This window comes from Chryseobacterium wanjuense (assembly GCF_900111495.1).
GTDB classification, from domain to species: domain Bacteria; phylum Bacteroidota; class Bacteroidia; order Flavobacteriales; family Weeksellaceae; genus Chryseobacterium; species Chryseobacterium wanjuense.
In genome coordinates, this window is sequence record NZ_FOIU01000001.1 from 1401946 (window position 1) to 1422481 (window position 20536).

A 20536-nucleotide genomic window follows, 5' to 3' on the forward strand; every position below is an offset into this window, starting at 1 on the left:
ATTTTATTTTTCTTACATATCATAAGGATTGGTTAGATTTTTGAATGGTATTTTTTAAATCTAATTCACAAAAACCATTGAAACTAATCACATTTACAAATAAAGGTATTTACTGTCCACAGGGAAAATTTTATATTGATCCTTGGCGACCGGTAGATTTGGCGGTCATTACGCATGGTCACGCCGATCACGCCCGTTGGGGAATGAAAAAATATCTTTGTCATCATTTTACCAAACCAATTCTGCATCAGAGAATCGGGCAAGATATTGAATGTCAGAGTGTAGAATATGGTGATGTTATCAATATGAACGGCGTGAAACTGTCCCTTCATCCTGCCGGTCATATCATCGGATCTGCGCAGATTCGCTTGGAATACAAGGGTTATGTGAGTGTGGTTTCAGGTGATTATAAAGTTCAGGACGACGGTTTAAGTACCCCTTTTGAGTTGGTAAGATGCAATGAATTTGTGACAGAAAGCACTTTCGGGCTTCCGATTTACAATTGGCTGGAAGTTGATGATTTAAATAAAAAACTCCAGAGCTGGGTTTTAAAAAATAAAGAAAACGATAAAACCTCAGTGTTCATCGGGTATTCTTTGGGAAAAGCCCAACGGATTATGAAGGCAGTTGAAGGTCTGGGAAAAATCCATGTTCATTACTCTATCGGCAAATTAAATGAAGCTTTTGAAAACGTCGGAATTCAGCTTCCTGACTATGAAATTCCGGATTTTAGGGAGAGTGTAAAGCATGTTCAGGGAGAGATTGTTATCGTTCCGCCCGCTTTGCTGGATAGTAATGTCATTAAGAAAGTTCCGAATGCGGCAACAGCAATTTGCTCCGGCTGGATGCAGGTTCGTGGAGCCAGAAGATGGCGCAGTGCAGACGCAGGATTTCCTATGAGTGATCATGCCGATTGGAAAGGCTTATTGCAGGCTATAAAAGCGACGGAAGCAGAAATTGTTCACGTTACGCACGGACAGACGGAAATTTTTTCTAAATATTTAAATGAAATTGGAATAAAATCCGATGTTGTGGAAACTTTGTACGGAGATGATGACGAGGAAGTAACGGAAAAAGAAATCATTGAAAATCCTGAGTCATGAAAAACTTCGCAGATTTGATCAATGCTTTGGAAAGCACCAATAAAACCAATGCCAAAATTGATGCGATCATCGATTATCTGGAACGCGCTCCGGATGAAGATAAAGTGTGGTTCATTGCTTTGTTTACAGGCAAAAGACCTAGGCGGAACGTGAATACAAATTATATGAAAGAATGGGCACTGGAAATTACAAAACTGCCTTTCTGGCTGTTTCAGGAAAGCTATTCTTCGGTGGGAGATCTGGGTGAAACACTTTCGTTAATTCTGCCTCCCCCAACGAAAAAAATTGAGCGTACACTTTCTCAATGGATGAATGATATAATTGATTTAAAAAATAAAACCGACCTCGAAAAAAAAGAATTTGTTTTAAACTCCTGGAACGGTTTGGATTACACGGAACGATTGATTTTCAATAAATTATTAGGCGGAAGTTTCAGAATCGGGGTTTCAGATAAGACGTTGATTAATGCCTTGACAAAATTCTCAGATCAGGAATCAAGCACCTTAATGCATAGTTTAATGGGAAAATGGCTGCCTGATGAAATTTCATTCAAAGAGTTGATTTCGGCGGAAAAAATTAACCCTGATAATTCAAAACCCTATCCTTTCTGCTTGGCCTATCCTCTGGAAAAAGAACTGGAAGAATTGGGAACTCCCGACGAATGGCTGATCGAATATAAATGGGATGGAATCCGCGGACAAATCATTAAAAGAAACGATGAAGTGTTCATCTGGTCAAGAGGTGAAGAGCTGATTACCGAACAATTTCCCGAAATTGCAGAAGCCGTACAACAGATGCAGGGCAATTTTGTGATAGATGGAGAAATACTTGCGGTAAAGGAAGGTAAGGTTTTAAATTTTAATGAATTACAAAAAAGATTAAACCGAAAAACACTCACCAAAAAAATGCTTTCGGAAATTCCTATTGAAGTTTTTGTTTACGATTTGCTGGAGCTTGAAAATAATGATTTAAGGGAAAAATCTATTTCGGCGAGACGGGCAATGCTGGAAGAATTATTGTTAAATGAAAATCCTCAAAACATAAAAATTTCCCAGGTTATAGATTTTGAAAAATGGGAAGAACTTGATCAGATACGGGAAAACTCCAGAGAAATTAACAGTGAAGGATTAATGTTAAAGCAAAAGAATTCGCCCTATCATTCGGGAAGAAAAAAAGGTGATTGGTGGAAATGGAAAATCAACCCGTTAACCATTGATGCCGTGCTCATCTACGCTCAGAAAGGGAGCGGACGAAGAAGCGCCTACTATACCGACTATACTTTTGCTGTGAAAAACGGCGATTCTCTGGTCACGATTGCCAAGGCATATTCGGGATTGACCGATAAGGAAATTATGGAGGTAAGTAAGTTTGTCAATAAAAATGCTATCGAAAAATTTGGACCCGTGCGAACGGTAAAGGCAGAACTCGTTTTTGAAATTGCCTTTGAAGGAATTGGGTTCAGTAATCGTCACAAAAGCGGTGTAGCACTGCGTTTTCCAAGAATCGTACGATGGCGGAAAGATAAAACGGTCGAGGAAATTGATGATTTGGATGAGATCAAGAAATTGATACAATAACTTTAATTTATAAACACAAAGAATTTATTTATAATTGAAAATATTTTTCGTTGGCAAAGGCACTTCGTTCAGCAATGATAACAGAAAGCCTTATCTGAGTGAAACGTCTTTGCGAATGAAAAATATGCAGAGAATATTTCAAAAAATCCTTGCGGACATTGCGTTAAAACAAAAAAAATAAATTTTGAGCAACTTTGAAAATACCAGCGGATTCAGAGTCATTCACGAGTGGATGGCGGATAAAGGTATTTCCCCTTTCAAATTTCAGACCGATACATGGCAGAAATTCGGAAACGGATACAGCGGAATGGTGGTTGCTCCGACAGGTTTTGGAAAAACTTTTTCCGTTTTTTTAGCGTTAATTGCGGATTTTTTAAACCAGCCTGAAAAATATAAAAAAGGTCTCAAAATGCTTTGGATAACTCCTCTCCGCTCCCTTTCGAAAGATATTGCAAAAGCGATGCAGGAAGCGATTGATGAGATTGGCCTAGATTGGAGTGTAGGTGTGAGAAACGGTGATACAGATCCAAAAGTCCGGCAACAGCAGGTGAAAAGTATGCCTGAAATTCTGGTTGTTACACCCGAAAGCCTACATCTTTTGTTAGGTCAAAAAAATAATGCAAGATTTTTCAATGAAATGAAATGCGTCGTTGTTGATGAATGGCACGAACTCCTGGGCTCAAAGCGCGGTGTGATGGTTGAATTGGGCATTTCCCAGTTGAAAAAATATGTTCCGAAAATTAAAATCTGGGGAATTACGGCAACGATCGGAAATATTGATGAAGCGATGGATGTTTTAATTCCATATGATATTAAAAAAACAAAAATTACAGCCAAAGAACATAAAAAGATTGATATTCTCTCAGTTTTCCCTGATGAAGTTGAAATTTTACCGTGGGCTGGTCATTTGGGAGCAAAACTTGCAGATAAAATTGTTCCGATAATTCTTGAGTCAAAATCCACGATTGTCTTTACCAATACGCGAAGTCAGAGCGAAATGTGGTATCAGCTGCTGCTCAATGCTTATCCTGATTTTGCGGGACAAATTGCCATTCACCACAGCTCAATCGACGCTCATTTGAGGATCTGGATTGAAGAAAATCTGAGTTCAGGCAAACTGAAAGCCGTTGTTTCCACTTCATCTTTAGATTTAGGTATCGACTTCAAACCTGTTGATACTGTGATTCAAGTGGGTTCTGCAAAAGGCGTTGCGAGATTTTTGCAAAGAGCCGGGCGAAGTGGTCACTCCCCTTTTGAAACCTCAAAAATTTACTGTGTTCCGACACATTCTTTGGAATTAATTGAAGTGGCAGCGCTGAAGGAAGCTGTTAAACAAAAAGTAATCGAACCCCGCGAACCGCAGGTTCTGTGCTTTGATGTTTTGGTTCAGTTTTTAATGACTTTGGCTGTTGGTGACGGATTTTATGCTGAAGAATTACATGAAAGGATTAAAAAAGTTTATGCTTTTCAGGAAATGACTGAAGAAGAATGGAAAAGTATTTTGGATTTCCTTACCATAGGCGGAAGCGTTTTGAAAAGCTACGAAGAATTTCATAAAATCGTTATCATGGAAGACGGGCTGTATAAAGTGACTTCACGAAAAATAGCCATGCTTCACCGGATGAATATGGGGGTAATTGTAAGTGATGCCATGCTTAAAGTGAAATTTATTTCCGGCGGATATATCGGGATGGTGGAGGAATATTTTATATCAAAATTAAAAAAAGACGAAAAATTTATACTTGCCGGAAGAGTTCTTGAAGTGGCGATGATTAAAGATATGACGGTGTATGTGAGAGCGGCGAAAGGGAAAGCTTTTGTTCCAAGTTATTTGGGAGGAAGACTGCCGTTGAGCTCTAATTTAGGACATTTTTTAAGAGAAAAATTGTCGGGAGCCCTTAATCCGAAAGCTTCAGAGAAAGAACTGAAATTTTTACATCCATTATTGGCTAATCAGGAAGAACGTTCACATATCCCGAGAGAAGATGAGTTTTTGGTTGAATTAATAAAAAACCGTGAAGGCTATCATTTGTTTATGTACCCTTTTGAAGGGCGTTTGGTGCATGAAGTGATGGCTGCTTTGGTTGCGTATCGAATTTCAAAGCTGGCTCCGATTTCCTTTTCAATGGCGATGAATGATTATGGTTTTGAACTGTTTAGCGATAAAGAAATTCCTTTAAATGAAGAAAATTTAGATAAAATTTTAACCAGGGAAAATTTAATGACCGATGTGATTTCCAGTATCAATTCTGCGGAGATGGCCCGTCGCAAATTCCGGGATATCGCGGTGATTTCAGGAATGGTAATTCAAAATTATGCAGGAAAACAGCGGTCTAATAAATCGCTGCAAAGCTCTGCGGGATTAATATTCAAAGTTTTGGAAGATTACGATTCGAATCATTTTTTGGTAAGACAGGCTTATACAGAGGTTTTCAACGCACAATTGCAGGAACAAAGACTGGTGGAAGCATTCATGCGGATCGAAAAATCAAAAATTATTTTGAAATATGCTAATACTTTCACACCTTTGAGCTTCCCGATTAAGGTTGATAGTTTGCGTCAGACCCTTTCCAGTGAAGGTTTGGATTCGAGGATTCAACGGATGCTGGAACAGGCGAAGAAATGGAGAGGAATGTAAATTATCAAGAGTTAATGTGAATTTTTACATGACTTTGTTTTTAAAATAAAGCGTGGTGGAATGAAGAATCTACAACCCAGATCAGATTTCTCTTGACTTCGAAATGACAAAAATGACGTAGAATTTTTTTAATTAAAATGAAATTAGTAACAAAAAATATAAACATTCAAAACGAAACTTTTACTTTAACCAATCAGCGGGCTGTATTTTGGAAAAAGGAAAAAGCACTCATATTATCTGATCTGCATATCGGGAAAACGGCTCATTTCAGGAAAAACGGAATTGCATTGGCTAATCATATTATGAAAAATGATTTGGAACGTTTGTCGATTTTGATAGAATATTTTCAACCTGAAAAATTTATTGTTGTTGGGGATCTTCTTCACGCGGGTGATAATTCTGATGTGGATGAATTTTGCGAATGGCGAAATCAGTATCCGGATTTACAATTTTATTTAATTGAAGGAAATCACGATAAAATTTCAAAAAAATTGGAATCCAAATTATGCTTAAATCTAAAAGTAGAAGTCCTTGAAATTGATAATTTTATTTTCATCCATGATTTTGAAAAAAATCAACCGAAATTCCAGATTACGGGTCATATTCATCCGGGTTTTGTCATCAATTCGCCGGTGAAAAATATTAAGCTGCCGTGTTTTGCAATCAGCCCGGATCAATTGCTGCTTCCGGCTTTCAGTGAATTTACAGGATTGGATACAAAAAATCTCCCTAAAAAAGGAAGATTCTATGTTTTTACGGATTCTGAAATCTATGAGATTTAATCCAACGTTTTTTTCATCATAAGATCAGTTTGCTCATCATCTCCCAATCGGAAAATGTGTTTGTCAAATTCTACAAAACCGTTTTTCTTATAAAAATTTACCGCTCTTACATTTTCTTCCCAAACACCCAGCCAAATGTATTTTTTATATTGCTGTCGGGCGATTTCCAGGGATTTATCGTATAAAAGCTGTCCGATTTTTTTTCCGTGATATTCGGCTTTTACATAAATTCTTTCAATTTCAAGGGACAATTCGTCCTGTAATTCTGTCTGAGCTTTTCCTGAATTTAACTTCAGATAACCAATCGGGTTGTCTTCTTCCCAGGCAATAAAAAACTGAGAATCAGGGTTGTTGAGTTCGGTTTTTATTTTTTCTGTAGCAAAACTTTCATCAAGGTATTTTTGCATCGCTTCTTCCGAATTGCTTTTTGCAAAGGTTTCATAAAAGGTTTCTCTTCCTAGTTTCTGAAGGATTTCCAGATCTTCCGGATTGGCTTTATTGATGATAATTGCTGACATTAGTTGGTATTAATTTATGAATTGATAATGAAATTATTTCTTTAGAAATCTATTTTAAATGAATAATATTCTTTGATAAAAATTTAAATAAAATGCTTCAAATTGTAAAATCAGGAGAATAAAATTTTATCAAAAGCTTCTGCTGCCAAATGTACCTGAACCGTCCAGTCATCCGCAGCCTCACTACCCGCATCATCCGAAATATATTTTAAACAAAGAAACGGAATCTTCTCCTTCATAGCAATCAAAGCAAGAGGATAGGCTTCCATATCAACAATATTGTAATCGGTTTCCGAGTGGTTCATTTCAAAGCTGTCACCGCTTCCGCAGATACCTTCCGGTAGGTCGTTTTTTCTAAGACCATACTCCAAAATCGGCGGAATTCCGGAAAGCGGAGTTTCGTATAAACCAAATCCGAGACCTCTCACATCCATATCTCGCTGGATGAATTTTGTACAGCAAATAACCTCTCCTTTATGAAAATTTTTACTTCCGGCAGATCCGAGATTAACAATCAGTTTTGGTTTTCTGCGATGGATTTCTTTGGTTAATTCCATGGCAGCATTTACTTTTCCGATGCCTGTAATTAATTTATTTTTATCGTTAAAAACCTCTCCCGCTTCAGAATCCAGGGCAAAAACAAAAAGCGTTTCTTCCACCGGAAATTGATGTTTTTCGTTTATTTTTATCATTCTATTAAAAAATTAAATTTCACAACCTTCTGTATCACAGGAAGCTCCATTGTCTGAATCCTTCTTCAAAGGAGAAACGGTTTCATCATAAGTTTGCTGAAGTGCACTGGCGAAAAGTTCCACAGGCTGCGCTCCTGAAACGGCATATTTTCCATTTAAAATAAAGAAAGGAACGCCTGAAACTCCATTATTTCTGGCTTCCATAATGTCCTGATTTACATCGTAATCAAATTCTTCGGAAGTTAAAACTTTTTCCGTTTCAGTGCTGTCAATGCCTAAACTTTCAGCAATGGAAATTAATGTCTGCAGGTCGCCAACGTTTTTTCCGTCAATGAAATGAGCAATAAACAAAGCCTCTTCCATTTCATTGGACTTGTTAAATTTTTTAGCAAGATGAAGCAATTTGTGGGCTGAAAAAGTATTGGTAATTAATGCTTTATCAAAATTAAAATCAATTCCGGCACCTTTACCCATTTGCTGCACCTGACCGATCATTTGCTGAGCCTGAGCTTCCGGAAAACCTTTCTTCTCTTTAAAATATTCGATGGTATTTTTGGTTTCCTTCGGATCTAAAGTCGGATCGAGCTGGAAGCTTTTCCACTCTACCTGAACTTCATCTTTGAAGGGCAATTTTTCCAAGGCCTGTTCAAAATTATTTTTACCTATATAGCAAAACGGACACATCACATCCGACCAGATTTCTATTTTCATTGTCGTTAATTGAAATTTATTTTAAAATTAAATCAAATTGAAATAATTTCACTCCAAATATACTTATTTCATGATAAGAATTTAATATGCTTTATCGGTTTTACCGATGATGGGTATTGAAAAAAAACGTTTTTAAAATTTAAAAATAATGAAGAATTTTGCAGTATGAAAATTATACCACTCAAAGAAGGAAATTTTTCTACAAATGAGACAAAAGACTTTACACTTTTAACAAATGAAAATGTTGAAACTGCTAAAGGAATAAAGATGTCTGTACAGCCTTTTCTTATTATTACCCATAAGGATATTATTCTTCTGGATGCAGGAATCGGATGGAAAAATGACAACGGGAAAACGGTAATTTCTGCTATTCTCGAAAAGGAAAATATTCACCCAAATCAGGTAACGAAAGTATTGCTTTCACATCTTCATAAAGATCATATTGAAACTGTAATAAGCCGTACGGAAAACGGTTTCCAGGCTACCTTTCCCAATGCTGAAATCTATATTCAAAAACGGGAATTGGCTTTCGCAATGGAAAATACGGGAAGCTATTCTTTTGATTTTGATACCCTTGAAAAGCTGATCGAACTTGAAAATATTGTCTGGATGGATGATAATAAAGGAAATATCACAGATGAAATTTCATTCGAGGTTGTGGGTGGTCATACCCCATTCATGCAGGTTTTCTGGATCAGGGAAAATGATGAAACTGTCTTTTACGGTGCAGATGATCTTCCACAGGAATCCTACCTGAAATATCATCTTGCCTACAAGAGTGATTTCGATGGCAGAAAAGCAATGGAGCTGAGATTAAAATGGCAGAAAGAAGCCATTGAAAATCACTGGAAAGTGCTGCTGTACCATGATCTGGATAAAGCTATCCTGGAGTTTTAGCCGAAAAAAAAATGGTTTAAAGATCATTAAACCATTTATAAATATCTACCTCAGAAGGTATGCTGAGCTTTTTTCTAAGCCTGTTTTTTCTGTTTTGAATGGCCTTTGGAGTAACAAAGGTATAAGTGGCAATCTCTTTGGTCGTAAGGTTTAGTTTTAAATAAATACAAAAAATCAGTTCCGAATTTTTAAGATTGGGCTGAATAGCAGATAACTTTCCGAAAAAATCCGGATCTACTAATCTGAATTTGTTCAGCAAGCGCGGAGAATTTTCTTTGGCCAAAGTTAAAATCTCGTCTTGAACAAAAATCTTTTGGTTTATATCGTCTAAATTGAATCCTGGTTTATCGTTTCTCATAATAATTTCTCATCTCTACTAAGTTCTGTTGTCCAAACGGAGGCTCAGAATTAAATCTTCTATACTTATTTTTTCAAATTTTAATAATAATTTGAACCTTGAAGTTTCAACTTTTATTAAATCTTTTACATGAGCTAAGTATTGCTAGTCCTTCTATACAGGCGTTTTCTTTATTTTTATAATTAGTCTTAAAAATTTTCTTAAAGAGAAATAAAAGCAAAGAAAGAAAAAATGATTAAAATTTTCTCGAATTGAAATACCACATACATACCACGCGAGCCTTTAAATGCTATCCTTGATTTACTTTTGTGCTTGTTCTCTTAAATTGTGAATATGCCTATATATTACTATGGATCAAAAGTAGCTAATATTCGCTTCTCTTTTTATGATCGTAATCAACACCCGGATAAAATTTTAGCAGGTCTGTAATGGTAAATTTTCATCATTAAATTTCTATAAAAAGTAAGATTTAATAAAAATTATATTTAATTATTTTGGATGGCTATTCTTTAATTTTTAAATTGAAATTAATTTTTAGATTAAATTATTACATCATGGAAAAAGTTGGATTTATAGGCCTTGGAAATATGGGACACCCGATGGCAAAAAATTTAGAAAAAGCAGGATTTTATTTATCTGTTTACAATAGAACTGCAGAAAAAGCAGAAGATTTTAAAGAAAAATCTAAAGTTTGTAGTACGGTGAGTGAGTTGGTACAAAATAGTGACATTATTTTTACTATGCTTACCAATGACACGGCTGTGAAGGCTGTTTACGAAGAAATTTTTACACAGAATATTACCGGAAAGCTTTTCATTGATATGAGTACGATTTCGCCGGAAGCATCCAGGGAAATGGCCGATGCCATCAAAATAAAAGAAGGCAGATTCATCGATGCACCGGTTGCCGGAAGTACAAAACCTGCTGCCGAAGGGACGTTGATCATCTTGGCCGGAGGTGAAGAAAAAGATATTGAAAGGGCAAAACCTTATTTGCAAAAACTGGGAAAAGTTATTAAACATTTAGGCAAAAATGGAAAAGGAATTGCAGCGAAACTTTCCGTTAATTATTTTATTTCAATAATTTATCAGGGATTGGCGGAAACTATTTTATTTTCTGATAAGCTTGGAATCGACCGTAAAGATATGCTCGAAATCATCAACGAAAGTGCAAGCGGAAGCGGCGCCACAAAAGTGAAAACTCCCCTATTGATCGATGATCAGTACGAACCGGCTTTTGCTTTAGATTTAATGCTAAAAGACATATTGCTGGCAAAAAATGCAGGCGCAGATTTTCCTTTGTCAAAAACTTTGATTGAAACGTACCAGTCTGCGCATGATGCAGGTTTCGGAAAAGATGATGTGATCGGAATTATTAATTATCTGAAAAAATAATTTTCGTTACATATCAAGTTGTCGTTGAAATTCTTCAATATACTTGGCCAGATGAATACCGTCTGCCAAACCATGATGCGCTTCAACAGAAACAGGAAGGAATTTCTTTCCGTCACGGATATTAAACTTCCCAAAAGTGATTTTTGGGATACATTCTTTCGGATCAAAATTGGTCGGATGCAGCAAGGCACTGAAAGAATTCCACGGAATGGTGGTGTGTCTGATATGGTTGATCGGCAAAACATCATTGCTGATGCCTAATCCTGTAGAGTTCTGCACAGATTTTATTTCTTTCTGCAAGCCTTGGTTGAACGTTTCAAAATCTTCAGAATAATGGAAGAATGAGAAGCCAAATGTTCCGTCTGCCCTTCCGATCGTGCTTCCACCGTGCACTTCATCGTACAAAATCACCTGATCACCGACGATTCGAAGCTTTAGCTCTTCTACAGAATTTACGGCAACCATCGATTTGTGAAGGTAATAAGCAAAGAACGAATGGCCGTTTTCTTTTGCTTTTTCGTACGCTTTGGTGCATTCGACCTCAGTCGTGAAGCCGAAATACGGACTTTTCATTTTAGAGAAAAATTCAAAATGTTCTTTTCTTTTCCAGCTCGCGATATCTATTACCTTCATTAAATTTTTTTTGCAAATTTCAGGAAGTTTTATGATTTTAAAAAATTGTATCAGAAATTTTTGATGTTAATATTCTAAAATCTCTATAAAAAGATCCTTTTTTGTTTAAATAAAATATTGTTCCTTTGTATTTATCATCTGGTATTTTTATGAAAAAATCGGAAGCAACCCGCCTTACTATTCTTCAAAAAGCATTTGAACTGATCTATGAAAATGGCTATCAGACAACCAGCGTGGATGAGATCATTGCAACAACTCAGGTGACGAAAGGGGCCTTCTATTATCATTTTAAAACTAAGGACGAAATGGGGCTTGCAATCATCAGAGAGCTCATGATTCCTAACTTCAAAAATACTTTCATTGAGCCTTTTCAAGATTCTGTGAATCCGTTAGATACGATTTATAATTTAATGTATAATTTATTAATGGAAAATGAAGCTTTAAAGGTTGAATACGGCTGTCCCGCTTCCAATTTTACGCAGGAAATGGCTCCTTGGAATATTGATTTTACCAAAGCTTTAAACGAACTTTCTCTGCAGTGGGAAAAAGCGATGATTGACGCGATTGAAAAAGGAAGAAAAAATGGAGTTATTAAATCTTCAGTCAATGCAAAAGAAGTGGCTGTTTTTACCCTTTCCGGGTATTGGGGCGTAAGAAATTTAGGCAAACTGGAAAATTCTAAATCTGTATATCTTGTTTATTTAAAAGGACTTAAGTCTTATTTTGATTCATTGAAATAATTTTTTTCATTAAAAACATACTAGTTAGTATGTTTTTATTTTACCTTTGTCTTATTCTTAAAAAATAATCATGTATCAAACGCTTACATTTTTACATTCACTGTTTCGATGGCTGGTTTTATTGAGTTTAGTCTACTCGATTTTCATCGCTTACAAAGGGTATTTTTCGGATAAAAAATTTTCAAAAACTGATGATTCGGTGAGACACTGGACGGCGACAATTGCCCATATTCAGCTGATTTTAGGAATAACTTTATACTCTCAAAGTCCTATCATCAGGTATTTCTGGAATAATTTTAATGAAGCTAAGGAATCTTTTGATCTTTTATTTTTTGGATTAATTCACATTTTTCTGATGCTGTTTTCGATTGTTTTAATTACCATCGGATCAGCAGTTTCAAAAAGAAAAAACACTGATAAAGAGAAGTTTAAAACGATGCTCATTTATTTTATTATTGCTTTACTTATCATTTTCATTGCGATTCCATGGCCTTTCTCTCCTTTTGCTAACAGACCTTATTTCAGATAATTATGATTGACTTATTTAAAACAAAAATCGGACGCTTACGGATCATTGCAATTCTTGAAGGAATTTCTTTGTTAACCTTAGTATTTATCGCCGTCCCAATGAAATACGGATTTGATAATCCTGCTTTCGTGAAGATGATGGGGCCAATTCATGGTTCATTATTCCTGCTGTTTCTATTCAATACTTTAAGTGTGGGTGTCGAGCAAAAATGGAAGTTTAAAGAAATAACCTGGAAGGTACTTTTGGCGTGTATTATTCCGTTTGGAACTTTTTATATTGACAGAAAAATTTTAAATAAACTATGAAAAATATAGTGATTTTTTTAGGAATTGTTCTGGTAATTTATGTTGTGTACAGGATTTATAAATACCAGACATTGGATAATGGTTTGGACCAGCTCATCAAAAACGGAGCGGTCATTTTAGATGTAAGAACCGAAAAAGAATATGAAACAGGTCATATTGCGGGTTCTCAGAATATTTCACTTGGAACAATTAGAGAAAGATATGTAGAACTTGATCCGGATAAGACATACATCACTGTTTGCTCTCATGGACTGAGGAGTGTAAAAGTTGAAAATATTTTAAAGGAAAAAGGATTCAGAAAAGTCTATAATGGTGGTGCGTGGAGTGATTTGCAGAAAAGCTTTAACCTGAAAGTTTCTGAAAAATAATCACTATTCAATTTATTTTTTTAATTAAAATTCTTTTTTGATATTAATATTTTAAGATGGTAGGATTTTTGAATTATTACAGGTAATTCTTTTATTCAAAACCAATCACTTTAAAATATAATATTATGTCAACAGAAAATCTTACCAATCAGGACGCGATTAAAAAAATTAAGGAATTATCGGAAAATGCAAAAATCTGTATGTTTTGTACAGAGCTGGATGTTGTTCCGATCAATTCCCGCCCGATGACGCTTCAGGAAACGGATAACGAAGGAAATCTCTGGTTCATCAGCAGCGACACCAGCAACAAAAATTTTGAAATTAAAGATGACCGCAGGGTGCAGTTATTTTTTATGAATAATGGTGATTATCAGTATCTTTCAGTGTACGGAGATGCTACTATTTACAAAGACAGGTCAACTATCGAAGACAAATGGTCACCTATGGCAAAAGCATGGTTTGAGGATGGGAAAGATGACCCGACGGTTTCGATTATCCGTGTAGCGCCGAAGCAGACGTATTATTGGGATACAAAAGCCGGAAAACTGGTCAGTCTTTTCAATTTTGTAGCCAATGCTGTTACGGGAAATACAACCGATAATTCTGATGGTGTTGAAGGGAATGCAACGGTTTAGAAAATATTAAATAACAAAATAAAAAGCAGTGAAAATTTTTCATTGCTTTTTTTATTTATTTTAAAAGTTTATAATTTTAAGTTAAATTAGACTTAATTTTATCATCAATTCATTTCCAAAAAAATTAAGAAATTGAAAACTCCAATTGAGAAACGATTTTGAAAAAAATTAATAAAGAATCGGTGAATGATTAATTTTTGTCAGCTGTTCATTGATTTCAAAAATTTTGTAAGTCACATCTTCATATCCCCATTGGGAAAGCCTTACCATGTGCTTTTCGAGATAAATTTCCGCAGATTTTCTATTGTCAAAGAGATAAACCCCTCCTACTTCCTTATTTTTTTCATTTTCAGTCCACATTTTCCATATAAAACCTGGTTCTTCATTAATACTTTCCGCAAGTGTTTGTAAGTTTTCTGCCATTTCCTTTCCAAAAGGACCCTGATGTTGAAAATCAACATAAAGAATTACTTTCTCCATTTTATTTATTTTTGTTGAATATTTTAACTTCTGCATTGCCTATAAACAGGCACTTTTTGTTTAAATATACCAAAAATAAATCACACTATTTTGATAATTGTAGCATAAAAAATGTTAAACTTGTCTCATGGCATTTCATCGTGAGACATATTAACCGGTTTGGATTGCGGTGAACCTTTTTCCCGAAGCCAGATCGAAAGAATCACAAGAGAAGCCACTGCCAGAAACTCACTCTGCCAGTTTTGAAACGATTCAAACCAAAATCTGGAATCTGTAATATAGTGTGAAGCGGTAGTGGTTGGCTTGTTTTTCGAAATCTGTTCTTCGTTGTAATCCTTCAAACTGCCGTAAAAATGTAAGGAAAAGCTTGCTAAAAATAAAAATGCAAAAGCTAATGACAAAGAATGCTTATAAATTTTCAACCAAATTCCTCCTTTTTTCACAGGCCATGGAGCGTTGGGATGCGGCTCGGGGTCTTTGTCTACATCTTCTTTTTCATCCAAAGATTTCGATTCGCTGGAACCCTTCTGTCTCAATGAAATTGTCAGCAAAACATACAGCATCATCTGCAGGAATTCACTTTCCCAGTTTTCAAAAGTCGCCTGGATAAAATGTCCGCTGTAAACGTATTGTCCCAGACTCAACATGGCTTTTCCGTTTTCGGCAAGCTCTTTATTTTCTGTTTTCCAGCCCGTTAAAAACTGAGCGGCAAGACAGCAAATCATTAATATCAGCAAAACAATACTTAAGCTGTTGCGATATATAAAACTTGTTTTTTTAGACATCTTGTACTGGGATTTTAAGTTTATTTTTTGCATTTCAGATACTGAATATGACTTGTGGTTCCGAATCTAATGTTCGAAGCTTCAACGATATATTTTTCCCTGATTGCTGCAGTTTCAAGACAGTTGAAATATCCGTAAAAGTTTGATGTTTAATTTCTTTTATCCATTGACGATCAGGCCTCCGTTGGGATGGAAAACTTGCCCTGTAATCTGGGCAGCATCATCGCTTACCAAAAAAAGAAAGCTGGTGGCCACTTCTTCCGGTGAGGCGTTTCGTTCCAAAGGTGGTTTGTTTTCATCTTCTTCTTTTTCTCCAAAAGTTTTCTCGGTTAAAGGTGTTGCTACAGGTCCCGGAGCTACGGCGTTGATGCGGATTCCTTTGGGTTTTGCCTGTAAGGCCAATGATCTTGTGAAAGAAACAATGGCACCTTTTGTCGCGGAATAATCCAATAATTCCGGATGTCCCTGATAGGCTACTGCAGACGTTGTATTGACGATGGAACTTCCCTCTTTTAAATAAGGAAAAACAATTTTCGTTAACAAAATCATCCCTACAATATTGGAATCAAAGGTTTTTCTGATGTTCTTTTCCTCAAGATTTTCAATATTATCGGAAGGAAACTGCATTCCGGCGTTGTTAATTAAAATATCAATTCCTCCGAATTCGGAAGCTGTTTGTTTGGCAGTTTCTTCGCAGAATTCATAATCATTAATATCACCCTTGAAAATAATGCATTTTTTTCCGAGATTTTCAATTTCAGATTTAGTTTCTTCGGCATCATCGGTGTTGGAGTGATATATAATGGCAATATTAGCTCCATGACGTGCAAAAAGTAAAGCTACGGCCTTACCTATTCCACTGTCTGCTCCGGTAATGAGAACGGATTTGTTTTCTAATTTTAATTTTCCCATAATTAAAACTACTTTTTATAACTTAATATATTGTTTTCTGAGTATCTGCTAAGTTTTATTTTAAAATTAATAACTGGTTAATTTCGCTTTTGAAGCACCCCAGAATGAATTCTGTATAATACAATTGAGCATTCAGAGCTTGGGTTTTTGGGTGTAATTCCAATTTTTTGGTCATAATAATTTCCCCTTTGTAGGCAAAAGAGAAATACGCGAAAATCTTGTAAGAAGAATTCCTGATGGGTGTGCAATAGCCTGTTGTGGCAATCGACCAGTCGGATTCGAAGAGCTGGGCTACATTTAAAGCCATGGTTTCCACGATATTTTCTGAAACGCAGTCGCATTCTTCTGCTTCCGCTTTATTTACATTTAATAATCTGACTTTTTCGGGTAACGTATAGGCCGTCATACCTCCTTTATAAAACAAAGAAGCATTGGGCATTTGTGAAAAAGCAAGCTGCAAACAGCCTGAAGTTACACTTTCTACTACTGAAATCGTTTCGCCTGTTGTTAATAATGACTGGCTGATGTATTCTAGAAGGTTTTTTTGAAATTCCATAATTAAAAAATTTAGTGTGGTGTGAGGGGTTATTTTAAGTTTTAGTTTAATTCTGAGCATTTCTTTCGAGTTCCAATTCCCAGACTCTGTGTTTGGCTATTGCTTCAATAAATTTCTCAGGACTTTTTTTGTTTTCCCACGTAATGATGGCGGGATCTTCATGTTTCTTTAATCCGACATTACTGCTCATGTAGAGAGCTTCTGTTCCGTCGCCGAAATAGATGGCTTTACAATGTTTATAAGCTTCATTAATAAAACGCAATACAAGAGGTTTGTTTTCCGGAGTCAGCAATTCTTTGGTAGAATCTTCGCCTGTTCCGATGAATAAAGCATCAAAACAAACACTTGCCGTACTGCTCAAAGAATGTTTCGGAGTTAAAGATGATCCGTCGCTTGTCTTTACCGGAGCTAAACTTGGTGCGATGATTTCCACAACAGCGCCTTCTGCTTCCAGTTTTAATTTTAAATCATTTACAGCTTCTGCATCTACTCCATTACCCATAATAAAACCGATTTTTCTTCCCAGGATGGTATCTTTAACGGTATTCTGCATGCTCAAAGCTTTTGAGATTTTTGTATTGGGCTCTCTTTCCTCGCTTTGTAAGTCAGCAGGATTGGCATCTGCGGGAATGCTTTGATTAGGAAATTCCAATTCCTTTACCGTAACACCGATTTTTTCTGCCACTCTCCATGCTAAAGATTTATCAATGAATGCCAATTGCCCTACCACTCTTTCTCTTATAGCAGGAATAGTCACTTTTGACAATTCGAATATCAAGGCATTTTGAAGATGTATTTTTTCCGGTGTCGACTGGCTGTTGTAGAATAATTTTGCCTGAGAATAGTGATCTACGAAACTTCTGCTTCTTTCTCTCACTTTTGCGCCTGAAACTCTGGCTTCCTGGGATGCAAAACCACCCTCTGACATCATCGCCTGGAAAGGACATCCGCCGCCGATGGAGTTTGGCTCGTAGCTTACTTTTCCTTTGGGGATCTGTTGTCTCATGTATCCGTCGCGCTGGTTGTTGTGAACCGTGTTTACGGATCTGTTGATCGGAATTTCATGGAAATTTGGCCCGCCCAGTCTTATCAGCTGAGTATCTGTATAGGAAAATAGTCTTCCCTGCAGCAGCGGATCGTTGGTGAAATCGATTCCGGGAACGATATGTCCGGGATGGAAAGCCACCTGCTCTGTTTCTGCAAAAAAGTTTTCAGGATTTTTATTTAAAGTTAATGTTCCTACAAGCTGTACCGGAACTTCTTCTTCAGGGACGATTTTTGTAGGATCGAGAAGATCAAAATCATATTTGTCTTCATCTTCTTCAGGGATCAGCTGTACACCGAAATCCCATTCAGGGAATATTCCATTTTCGATGGATTCCCAAAGATCTCTTTTGTGAAAATCAGGATCTACCCCCGAAATTCTCTGCGCTTCATCCCAAGCTACGGAATGGACGCCTAGTTTTGGTTTAAAATGAAACTTTACAAAATGTGCTTTTCCTTCATCATTAATAAATTTAAAAGAGTGAACTCCAAATCCTTCCATTCTGCTGAAACTTCTGGGAATAGCCCTATCGCTCATCAGCCACATGATCATGTGCATACTTTCAGGCATCAGTGAAATGAAATCCCAAAAAGTATCGTGAGCAGAGGCAGCTTGTGGAATTTCGTTGTGTGGTTCAGGCTTTACGGCATGTACAAGATCCGGGAACTTCATGGCATCCTGAATAAAAAATACGGGCATATTGTTTCCTACAAGGTCATAATTTCCTTCATCGGTGTAAAATTTTATTGCAAATCCTCTTACATCTCTCGCAAGATCGGTACTTCCCCTGTTTCCTGCAACGGTTGAAAACCTTACAAAAACAGGTGTTTCTTTTCCTACTTCCGTTAAGAATTTTGCTTTTGTATATTTGGCCAGGCTTTTATTTAGTTTAAAAACACCATGTGCTCCGGAACCTCTTGCGTGTACTACCCTTTCAGGAATTCTTTCATGGTCGAAATGGGTGATTTTTTCTCTTAAAATAAAGTCTTCCAGTAAGGTCGGTCCTCTGTCTCCGGCTTTTAAGGAATCCTGGTTGTTATTAATCTTAAGACCTTGATTGGTAGTAAGCTTTTCCTGATCGTTGGAAGTGCTGTGCGATTCAAGCTGATCCAGCTTTTTGTTGGTTTTCTTAGGGGCTTTCATAGTTCTAATATTTTAGTGGTTGGGTTATTTAAATGGTTCAAATAAAAAATTATGCTGATAAGTAAATTAATTAATATTTAGTGATAGTATTTCCAGCTGTGACTAGTATTAGACAGCAATAAATTGATATTAAAACTTGAATTTTTTTTTAAAGCTAAAAAGCTTATTGTGTTTCCTCGGTCTGAGGTTTATGGGAACATGGATAATTTGTCACCTCAAATATATGCCTTAAAGCGTCTACTTTCTTATGACCCAAGTCATGTTGATTAATATTAATATAAAATTTTCCGGTTTTCAATCTTAAGATTACCTTCTTTTTCCATTTTTTTTAAGGCTCTGATTACAGTTTCCACTCGTAAGCCTGTCAAATTCGCAATCTGTTGTCTTGTAAGCTCCACCTGAAAGCATTGCCCGCAATCGCCATCGTGATAACTTTTAAGGTAATCCAGCAATCCTTTCAACCTTAAAGCAGGATTTTGAGAAGACATACTTTGCAGCATAATTGCCTTGAAATAAAGTTTTTGCGAAAGACATGCATTCATTTCCAGTGAAACATGCGGATGTTTTTCCAGCATGTCCATAAAACTGCTTTTGGGAAGCCTGATGATTTCGCATGTGCTAAGACATACCGCGTTCATCACATAAAATTTTTCTAAAAAAAGCATGGAATCTCCAAAACTCTGGTGTTCTCCCAAAATATTATGAATAAATTCTTTGCCTTCTTCATTGTAATTGTTGAGCTTTAGCTTCCCCTTTAGAATTTGATAATAATAAACCACATGATCTCCTTCTCTATAGATCAACTCGCCAGGTTGATATGTTTTTACTTCTGCACCGAAAGAATACAAAAGTTCAGGCTCAATATTCATACAGCTTATTGTTTTCATGCTTAGTAAAAGTTTTAATAAAATTGGAAAATTTGATATTGATTTTTTAATATAAAATTTTACGATCTTTAATTTTTAATATTTTATTTCTTTCCATTACTTTAATGGTTCTTATTGCAGTTTCTACGCAAAGGCCTGTAAGACCTGCCATTTGCTGCCTTGTGAGTGGAACCAGAAAAGAATATGGCGCTTGTTCTTTTTGAAAGCTTTTAAGGTAATCCATTAATGTTTTTAATTTTGAAACAGGATTGTGAGTATTCAAATTCTGTTTCATTACCAAGGCGTAGTAAATTCTTTGTGAAAGAAATGTGTTGATATCGCGGGATATTTCCGGATATAGTTTCAGAAGATCCAAAAAAATATGCCTTGGAAGCCTGAGAATTTCACAATTGGTGATAGCAATTGCGTTCATTGGATAAGGTTTGTTTATAAAAAGCATCGATTCGCCGATACTCTGTCCGGCTTCTAATAAAGTCTGGATGCTTTCCTTCCCATCTTTGTTGTAGTTGTTCAGTTTTACGTCTCCGGTAATGATCTGATAATAATAATTAGCAGGATCTCCTTCACTGAAAATGATCTCAGTGGGTTTATAGGTTTTTATACTTGCTCCTACTGAATGCAAAATTTCTTCTTTGATAACCATAAATAGTTGTTTTAATGTTAGTAATGTTTAGCATCTTATTAGAAAAAATTGGGCACTACGTTTTATTATATACAAATATTGAACCTTGTTGATTTCTTAAAATGTTAAATTATGTTAATTCTATTATTGATTTTTATCTTTTGTCCGTTATTTTTTTGATTTTCAATATAAATTATTAAGAAAGATTATTTTTATTAATTTATAT

General features: G+C 35.9%; 23 protein-coding genes. 11 read left to right on the top strand and 12 right to left on the bottom strand.

Features of this window, described 5'->3' with window-relative positions; translation table 11 throughout:
• The first annotated feature begins 77 nt into the window (after positions 1-77).
• The 4 genes from BMX24_RS06390 (at position 78) to pdeM (ending at position 6100) form a co-directional block, all read left to right on the top strand.
• The gene (locus BMX24_RS06390) at positions 78-1103 is read left to right on the top strand and encodes a ligase-associated DNA damage response exonuclease (RefSeq protein ID WP_089792784.1); all 1026 of its coding nucleotides are present in this window, start codon (positions 78-80) and stop codon (positions 1101-1103) included.
• Positions 1100-2680 carry an ATP-dependent DNA ligase gene (locus tag BMX24_RS06395; protein ID WP_089791213.1) on the top strand — a complete coding sequence of 527 codons (1581 nt, stop codon included), beginning with the start codon at positions 1100-1102 and terminating at the stop codon, positions 2678-2680. Before BMX24_RS06390 ends, BMX24_RS06395 begins: the two co-directional genes overlap by 4 nt.
• Before the next feature lie 232 nt (positions 2681-2912).
• Complete coding sequence (locus BMX24_RS06400; protein ID WP_170835696.1) at positions 2913-5318, top strand: ligase-associated DNA damage response DEXH box helicase; 2406 nt, start codon at positions 2913-2915, stop codon at positions 5316-5318.
• Positions 5319-5455: 137 nt separating this feature from the next.
• The gene (pdeM, locus tag BMX24_RS06405) at positions 5456-6100 is read left to right on the top strand and encodes a ligase-associated DNA damage response endonuclease PdeM (RefSeq protein ID WP_089791215.1); all 645 of its coding nucleotides are present in this window, start codon (positions 5456-5458) and stop codon (positions 6098-6100) included.
• On the opposite strand, the gene BMX24_RS06410 is transcribed toward pdeM, so the two are convergent.
• The 3 genes from BMX24_RS06410 to BMX24_RS06420 form a co-directional block, all read right to left on the bottom strand.
• Positions 6097-6618: a GNAT family N-acetyltransferase gene (locus tag BMX24_RS06410; RefSeq protein ID WP_089791216.1), complete on the bottom strand. Its 522-nt coding sequence runs from the start codon at positions 6616-6618 to the stop codon at positions 6097-6099. The two genes, pdeM and BMX24_RS06410, sit on opposite strands and share 4 nt — an antisense overlap.
• 110 nt (positions 6619-6728) lie before the next feature.
• Complete coding sequence (locus tag BMX24_RS06415) at positions 6729-7310, bottom strand: 5'-methylthioadenosine/S-adenosylhomocysteine nucleosidase family protein (RefSeq protein WP_089791217.1); 582 nt, start codon at positions 7308-7310, stop codon at positions 6729-6731.
• Between the two features lie 12 nt (positions 7311-7322).
• The gene (locus BMX24_RS06420; protein ID WP_089791218.1) at positions 7323-8021 is read right to left on the bottom strand and encodes a DsbA family oxidoreductase; all 699 of its coding nucleotides are present in this window, start codon (positions 8019-8021) and stop codon (positions 7323-7325) included.
• Between the two features lie 165 nt (positions 8022-8186).
• On the opposite strand from BMX24_RS06420, the gene BMX24_RS06425 reads away from it, so the two are divergent.
• Complete coding sequence (locus BMX24_RS06425) at positions 8187-8918, top strand: MBL fold metallo-hydrolase (protein WP_089791219.1); 732 nt, start codon at positions 8187-8189, stop codon at positions 8916-8918.
• 16 nt (positions 8919-8934) lie between these two features.
• On the opposite strand, the gene BMX24_RS06430 is transcribed toward BMX24_RS06425, so the two are convergent.
• Positions 8935-9276: a helix-turn-helix transcriptional regulator gene (locus BMX24_RS06430; protein ID WP_089791220.1), complete on the bottom strand. Its 342-nt coding sequence runs from the start codon at positions 9274-9276 to the stop codon at positions 8935-8937.
• Between the two features lie 554 nt (positions 9277-9830).
• Between BMX24_RS06430 and BMX24_RS06435 the strand changes: the two genes are divergently transcribed.
• Complete coding sequence (locus tag BMX24_RS06435; RefSeq protein WP_089791221.1) at positions 9831-10670, top strand: NAD(P)-dependent oxidoreductase; 840 nt, start codon at positions 9831-9833, stop codon at positions 10668-10670.
• Positions 10671-10676: 6 nt separating this feature from the next.
• Here BMX24_RS06435 and BMX24_RS06440 read toward each other — a convergent pair whose 3' ends face one another.
• Positions 10677-11303 (bottom strand): chloramphenicol acetyltransferase, encoded by a 627-nt coding sequence (locus tag BMX24_RS06440; RefSeq protein ID WP_089791222.1) that lies wholly within the window; start codon positions 11301-11303, stop codon positions 10677-10679.
• Positions 11304-11452: 149 nt separating this feature from the next.
• Between BMX24_RS06440 and BMX24_RS06445 the strand changes: the two genes are divergently transcribed.
• The 5 genes from BMX24_RS06445 to BMX24_RS06465 all read left to right on the top strand — a co-directional run bounded on the left by BMX24_RS06445 (position 11453) and on the right by BMX24_RS06465 (position 13880).
• Positions 11453-12043 (top strand): TetR/AcrR family transcriptional regulator, encoded by a 591-nt coding sequence (locus tag BMX24_RS06445; protein ID WP_089791223.1) that lies wholly within the window; start codon positions 11453-11455, stop codon positions 12041-12043.
• 70 nt (positions 12044-12113) lie between these two features.
• On the top strand, positions 12114-12572 hold the full coding sequence (locus BMX24_RS06450) for a hypothetical protein (RefSeq protein WP_089791224.1): 459 nt from the start codon (positions 12114-12116) through the stop codon (positions 12570-12572).
• Positions 12573-12574: 2 nt separating this feature from the next.
• On the top strand, positions 12575-12877 hold the full coding sequence (locus BMX24_RS06455) for a DUF3817 domain-containing protein (protein WP_089791225.1): 303 nt from the start codon (positions 12575-12577) through the stop codon (positions 12875-12877).
• Positions 12874-13245 (top strand): rhodanese-like domain-containing protein, encoded by a 372-nt coding sequence (locus BMX24_RS06460; RefSeq protein ID WP_089791226.1) that lies wholly within the window; start codon positions 12874-12876, stop codon positions 13243-13245. The genes BMX24_RS06455 and BMX24_RS06460 overlap by 4 nt, the downstream gene beginning before the upstream one ends.
• Positions 13246-13370: 125 nt before the next feature.
• On the top strand, positions 13371-13880 hold the full coding sequence (locus tag BMX24_RS06465) for a pyridoxamine 5'-phosphate oxidase family protein (protein WP_089791227.1): 510 nt from the start codon (positions 13371-13373) through the stop codon (positions 13878-13880).
• Positions 13881-14048: 168 nt separating this feature from the next.
• On the opposite strand, the gene BMX24_RS06470 is transcribed toward BMX24_RS06465, so the two are convergent.
• The 7 genes from BMX24_RS06470 to BMX24_RS06500 form a co-directional block, all read right to left on the bottom strand.
• The gene (locus BMX24_RS06470; protein WP_089792786.1) at positions 14049-14360 is read right to left on the bottom strand and encodes a monooxygenase; all 312 of its coding nucleotides are present in this window, start codon (positions 14358-14360) and stop codon (positions 14049-14051) included.
• A 125-nt stretch (positions 14361-14485) separates the two neighbouring features.
• On the bottom strand, positions 14486-15145 hold the full coding sequence (locus BMX24_RS06475) for a DUF6766 family protein (protein ID WP_089791228.1): 660 nt from the start codon (positions 15143-15145) through the stop codon (positions 14486-14488).
• Between the two features lie 159 nt (positions 15146-15304).
• Positions 15305-16057 carry an SDR family oxidoreductase gene (locus BMX24_RS06480; protein WP_228404707.1) on the bottom strand — a complete coding sequence of 251 codons (753 nt, stop codon included), beginning with the start codon at positions 16055-16057 and terminating at the stop codon, positions 15305-15307.
• Between the two features lie 55 nt (positions 16058-16112).
• Entirely contained in the window at positions 16113-16613 is a 501-nt protein-coding gene (locus tag BMX24_RS06485) for a CinA family protein (RefSeq protein ID WP_089791230.1), read from the bottom strand.
• A 46-nt stretch (positions 16614-16659) separates the two neighbouring features.
• Entirely contained in the window at positions 16660-18801 is a 2142-nt protein-coding gene (locus tag BMX24_RS06490; protein WP_089791231.1) for a catalase, read from the bottom strand.
• Between the two features lie 272 nt (positions 18802-19073).
• On the bottom strand, positions 19074-19688 hold the full coding sequence (locus BMX24_RS06495) for a Crp/Fnr family transcriptional regulator (protein ID WP_228404709.1): 615 nt from the start codon (positions 19686-19688) through the stop codon (positions 19074-19076).
• A 46-nt stretch (positions 19689-19734) separates the two neighbouring features.
• Positions 19735-20331: a Crp/Fnr family transcriptional regulator gene (locus tag BMX24_RS06500; protein ID WP_089791232.1), complete on the bottom strand. Its 597-nt coding sequence runs from the start codon at positions 20329-20331 to the stop codon at positions 19735-19737.
• Positions 20332-20536 lie beyond the last annotated feature (205 nt).

Bases quoted from the DNA above. Each gene is read 5' to 3' on its own strand.
- BMX24_RS06395 (WP_089791213.1), top strand. From the start codon at position 1,100: ATGAAAAACTTCGCAGATTTGATCAATGCTTTGGAAAGCACCAATAAA.
- BMX24_RS06400 (WP_170835696.1), top strand. From the start codon at position 2,913: ATGGCGGATAAAGGTATTTCCCCTTTCAAATTTCAGACCGATACATGG.
- pdeM (WP_089791215.1), top strand. From the start codon at position 5,456: ATGAAATTAGTAACAAAAAATATAAACATTCAAAACGAAACTTTTACT.
- BMX24_RS06410 (WP_089791216.1), bottom strand. From the start codon at position 6,618: ATGTCAGCAATTATCATCAATAAAGCCAATCCGGAAGATCTGGAAATC.
- BMX24_RS06415 (WP_089791217.1), bottom strand. From the start codon at position 7,310: ATGATAAAAATAAACGAAAAACATCAATTTCCGGTGGAAGAAACGCTT.
- BMX24_RS06420 (WP_089791218.1), bottom strand. From the start codon at position 8,021: ATGAAAATAGAAATCTGGTCGGATGTGATGTGTCCGTTTTGCTATATA.
- BMX24_RS06425 (WP_089791219.1), top strand. From the start codon at position 8,187: ATGAAAATTATACCACTCAAAGAAGGAAATTTTTCTACAAATGAGACA.
- BMX24_RS06430 (WP_089791220.1), bottom strand. From the start codon at position 9,276: ATGAGAAACGATAAACCAGGATTCAATTTAGACGATATAAACCAAAAG.
- BMX24_RS06435 (WP_089791221.1), top strand. From the start codon at position 9,831: ATGGAAAAAGTTGGATTTATAGGCCTTGGAAATATGGGACACCCGATG.
- BMX24_RS06440 (WP_089791222.1), bottom strand. From the start codon at position 11,303: ATGAAGGTAATAGATATCGCGAGCTGGAAAAGAAAAGAACATTTTGAA.
- BMX24_RS06445 (WP_089791223.1), top strand. From the start codon at position 11,453: ATGAAAAAATCGGAAGCAACCCGCCTTACTATTCTTCAAAAAGCATTT.
- BMX24_RS06450 (WP_089791224.1), top strand. From the start codon at position 12,114: ATGTATCAAACGCTTACATTTTTACATTCACTGTTTCGATGGCTGGTT.
- BMX24_RS06455 (WP_089791225.1), top strand. From the start codon at position 12,575: ATGATTGACTTATTTAAAACAAAAATCGGACGCTTACGGATCATTGCA.
- BMX24_RS06460 (WP_089791226.1), top strand. From the start codon at position 12,874: ATGAAAAATATAGTGATTTTTTTAGGAATTGTTCTGGTAATTTATGTT.
- BMX24_RS06465 (WP_089791227.1), top strand. From the start codon at position 13,371: ATGTCAACAGAAAATCTTACCAATCAGGACGCGATTAAAAAAATTAAG.
- BMX24_RS06470 (WP_089792786.1), bottom strand. From the start codon at position 14,360: ATGGAGAAAGTAATTCTTTATGTTGATTTTCAACATCAGGGTCCTTTT.
- BMX24_RS06475 (WP_089791228.1), bottom strand. From the start codon at position 15,145: ATGTCTAAAAAAACAAGTTTTATATATCGCAACAGCTTAAGTATTGTT.
- BMX24_RS06480 (WP_228404707.1), bottom strand. From the start codon at position 16,057: ATGGGAAAATTAAAATTAGAAAACAAATCCGTTCTCATTACCGGAGCA.
- BMX24_RS06485 (WP_089791230.1), bottom strand. From the start codon at position 16,613: ATGGAATTTCAAAAAAACCTTCTAGAATACATCAGCCAGTCATTATTA.
- BMX24_RS06490 (WP_089791231.1), bottom strand. From the start codon at position 18,801: ATGAAAGCCCCTAAGAAAACCAACAAAAAGCTGGATCAGCTTGAATCG.
- BMX24_RS06495 (WP_228404709.1), bottom strand. From the start codon at position 19,688: ATGAAAACAATAAGCTGTATGAATATTGAGCCTGAACTTTTGTATTCT.
- BMX24_RS06500 (WP_089791232.1), bottom strand. From the start codon at position 20,331: ATGGTTATCAAAGAAGAAATTTTGCATTCAGTAGGAGCAAGTATAAAA.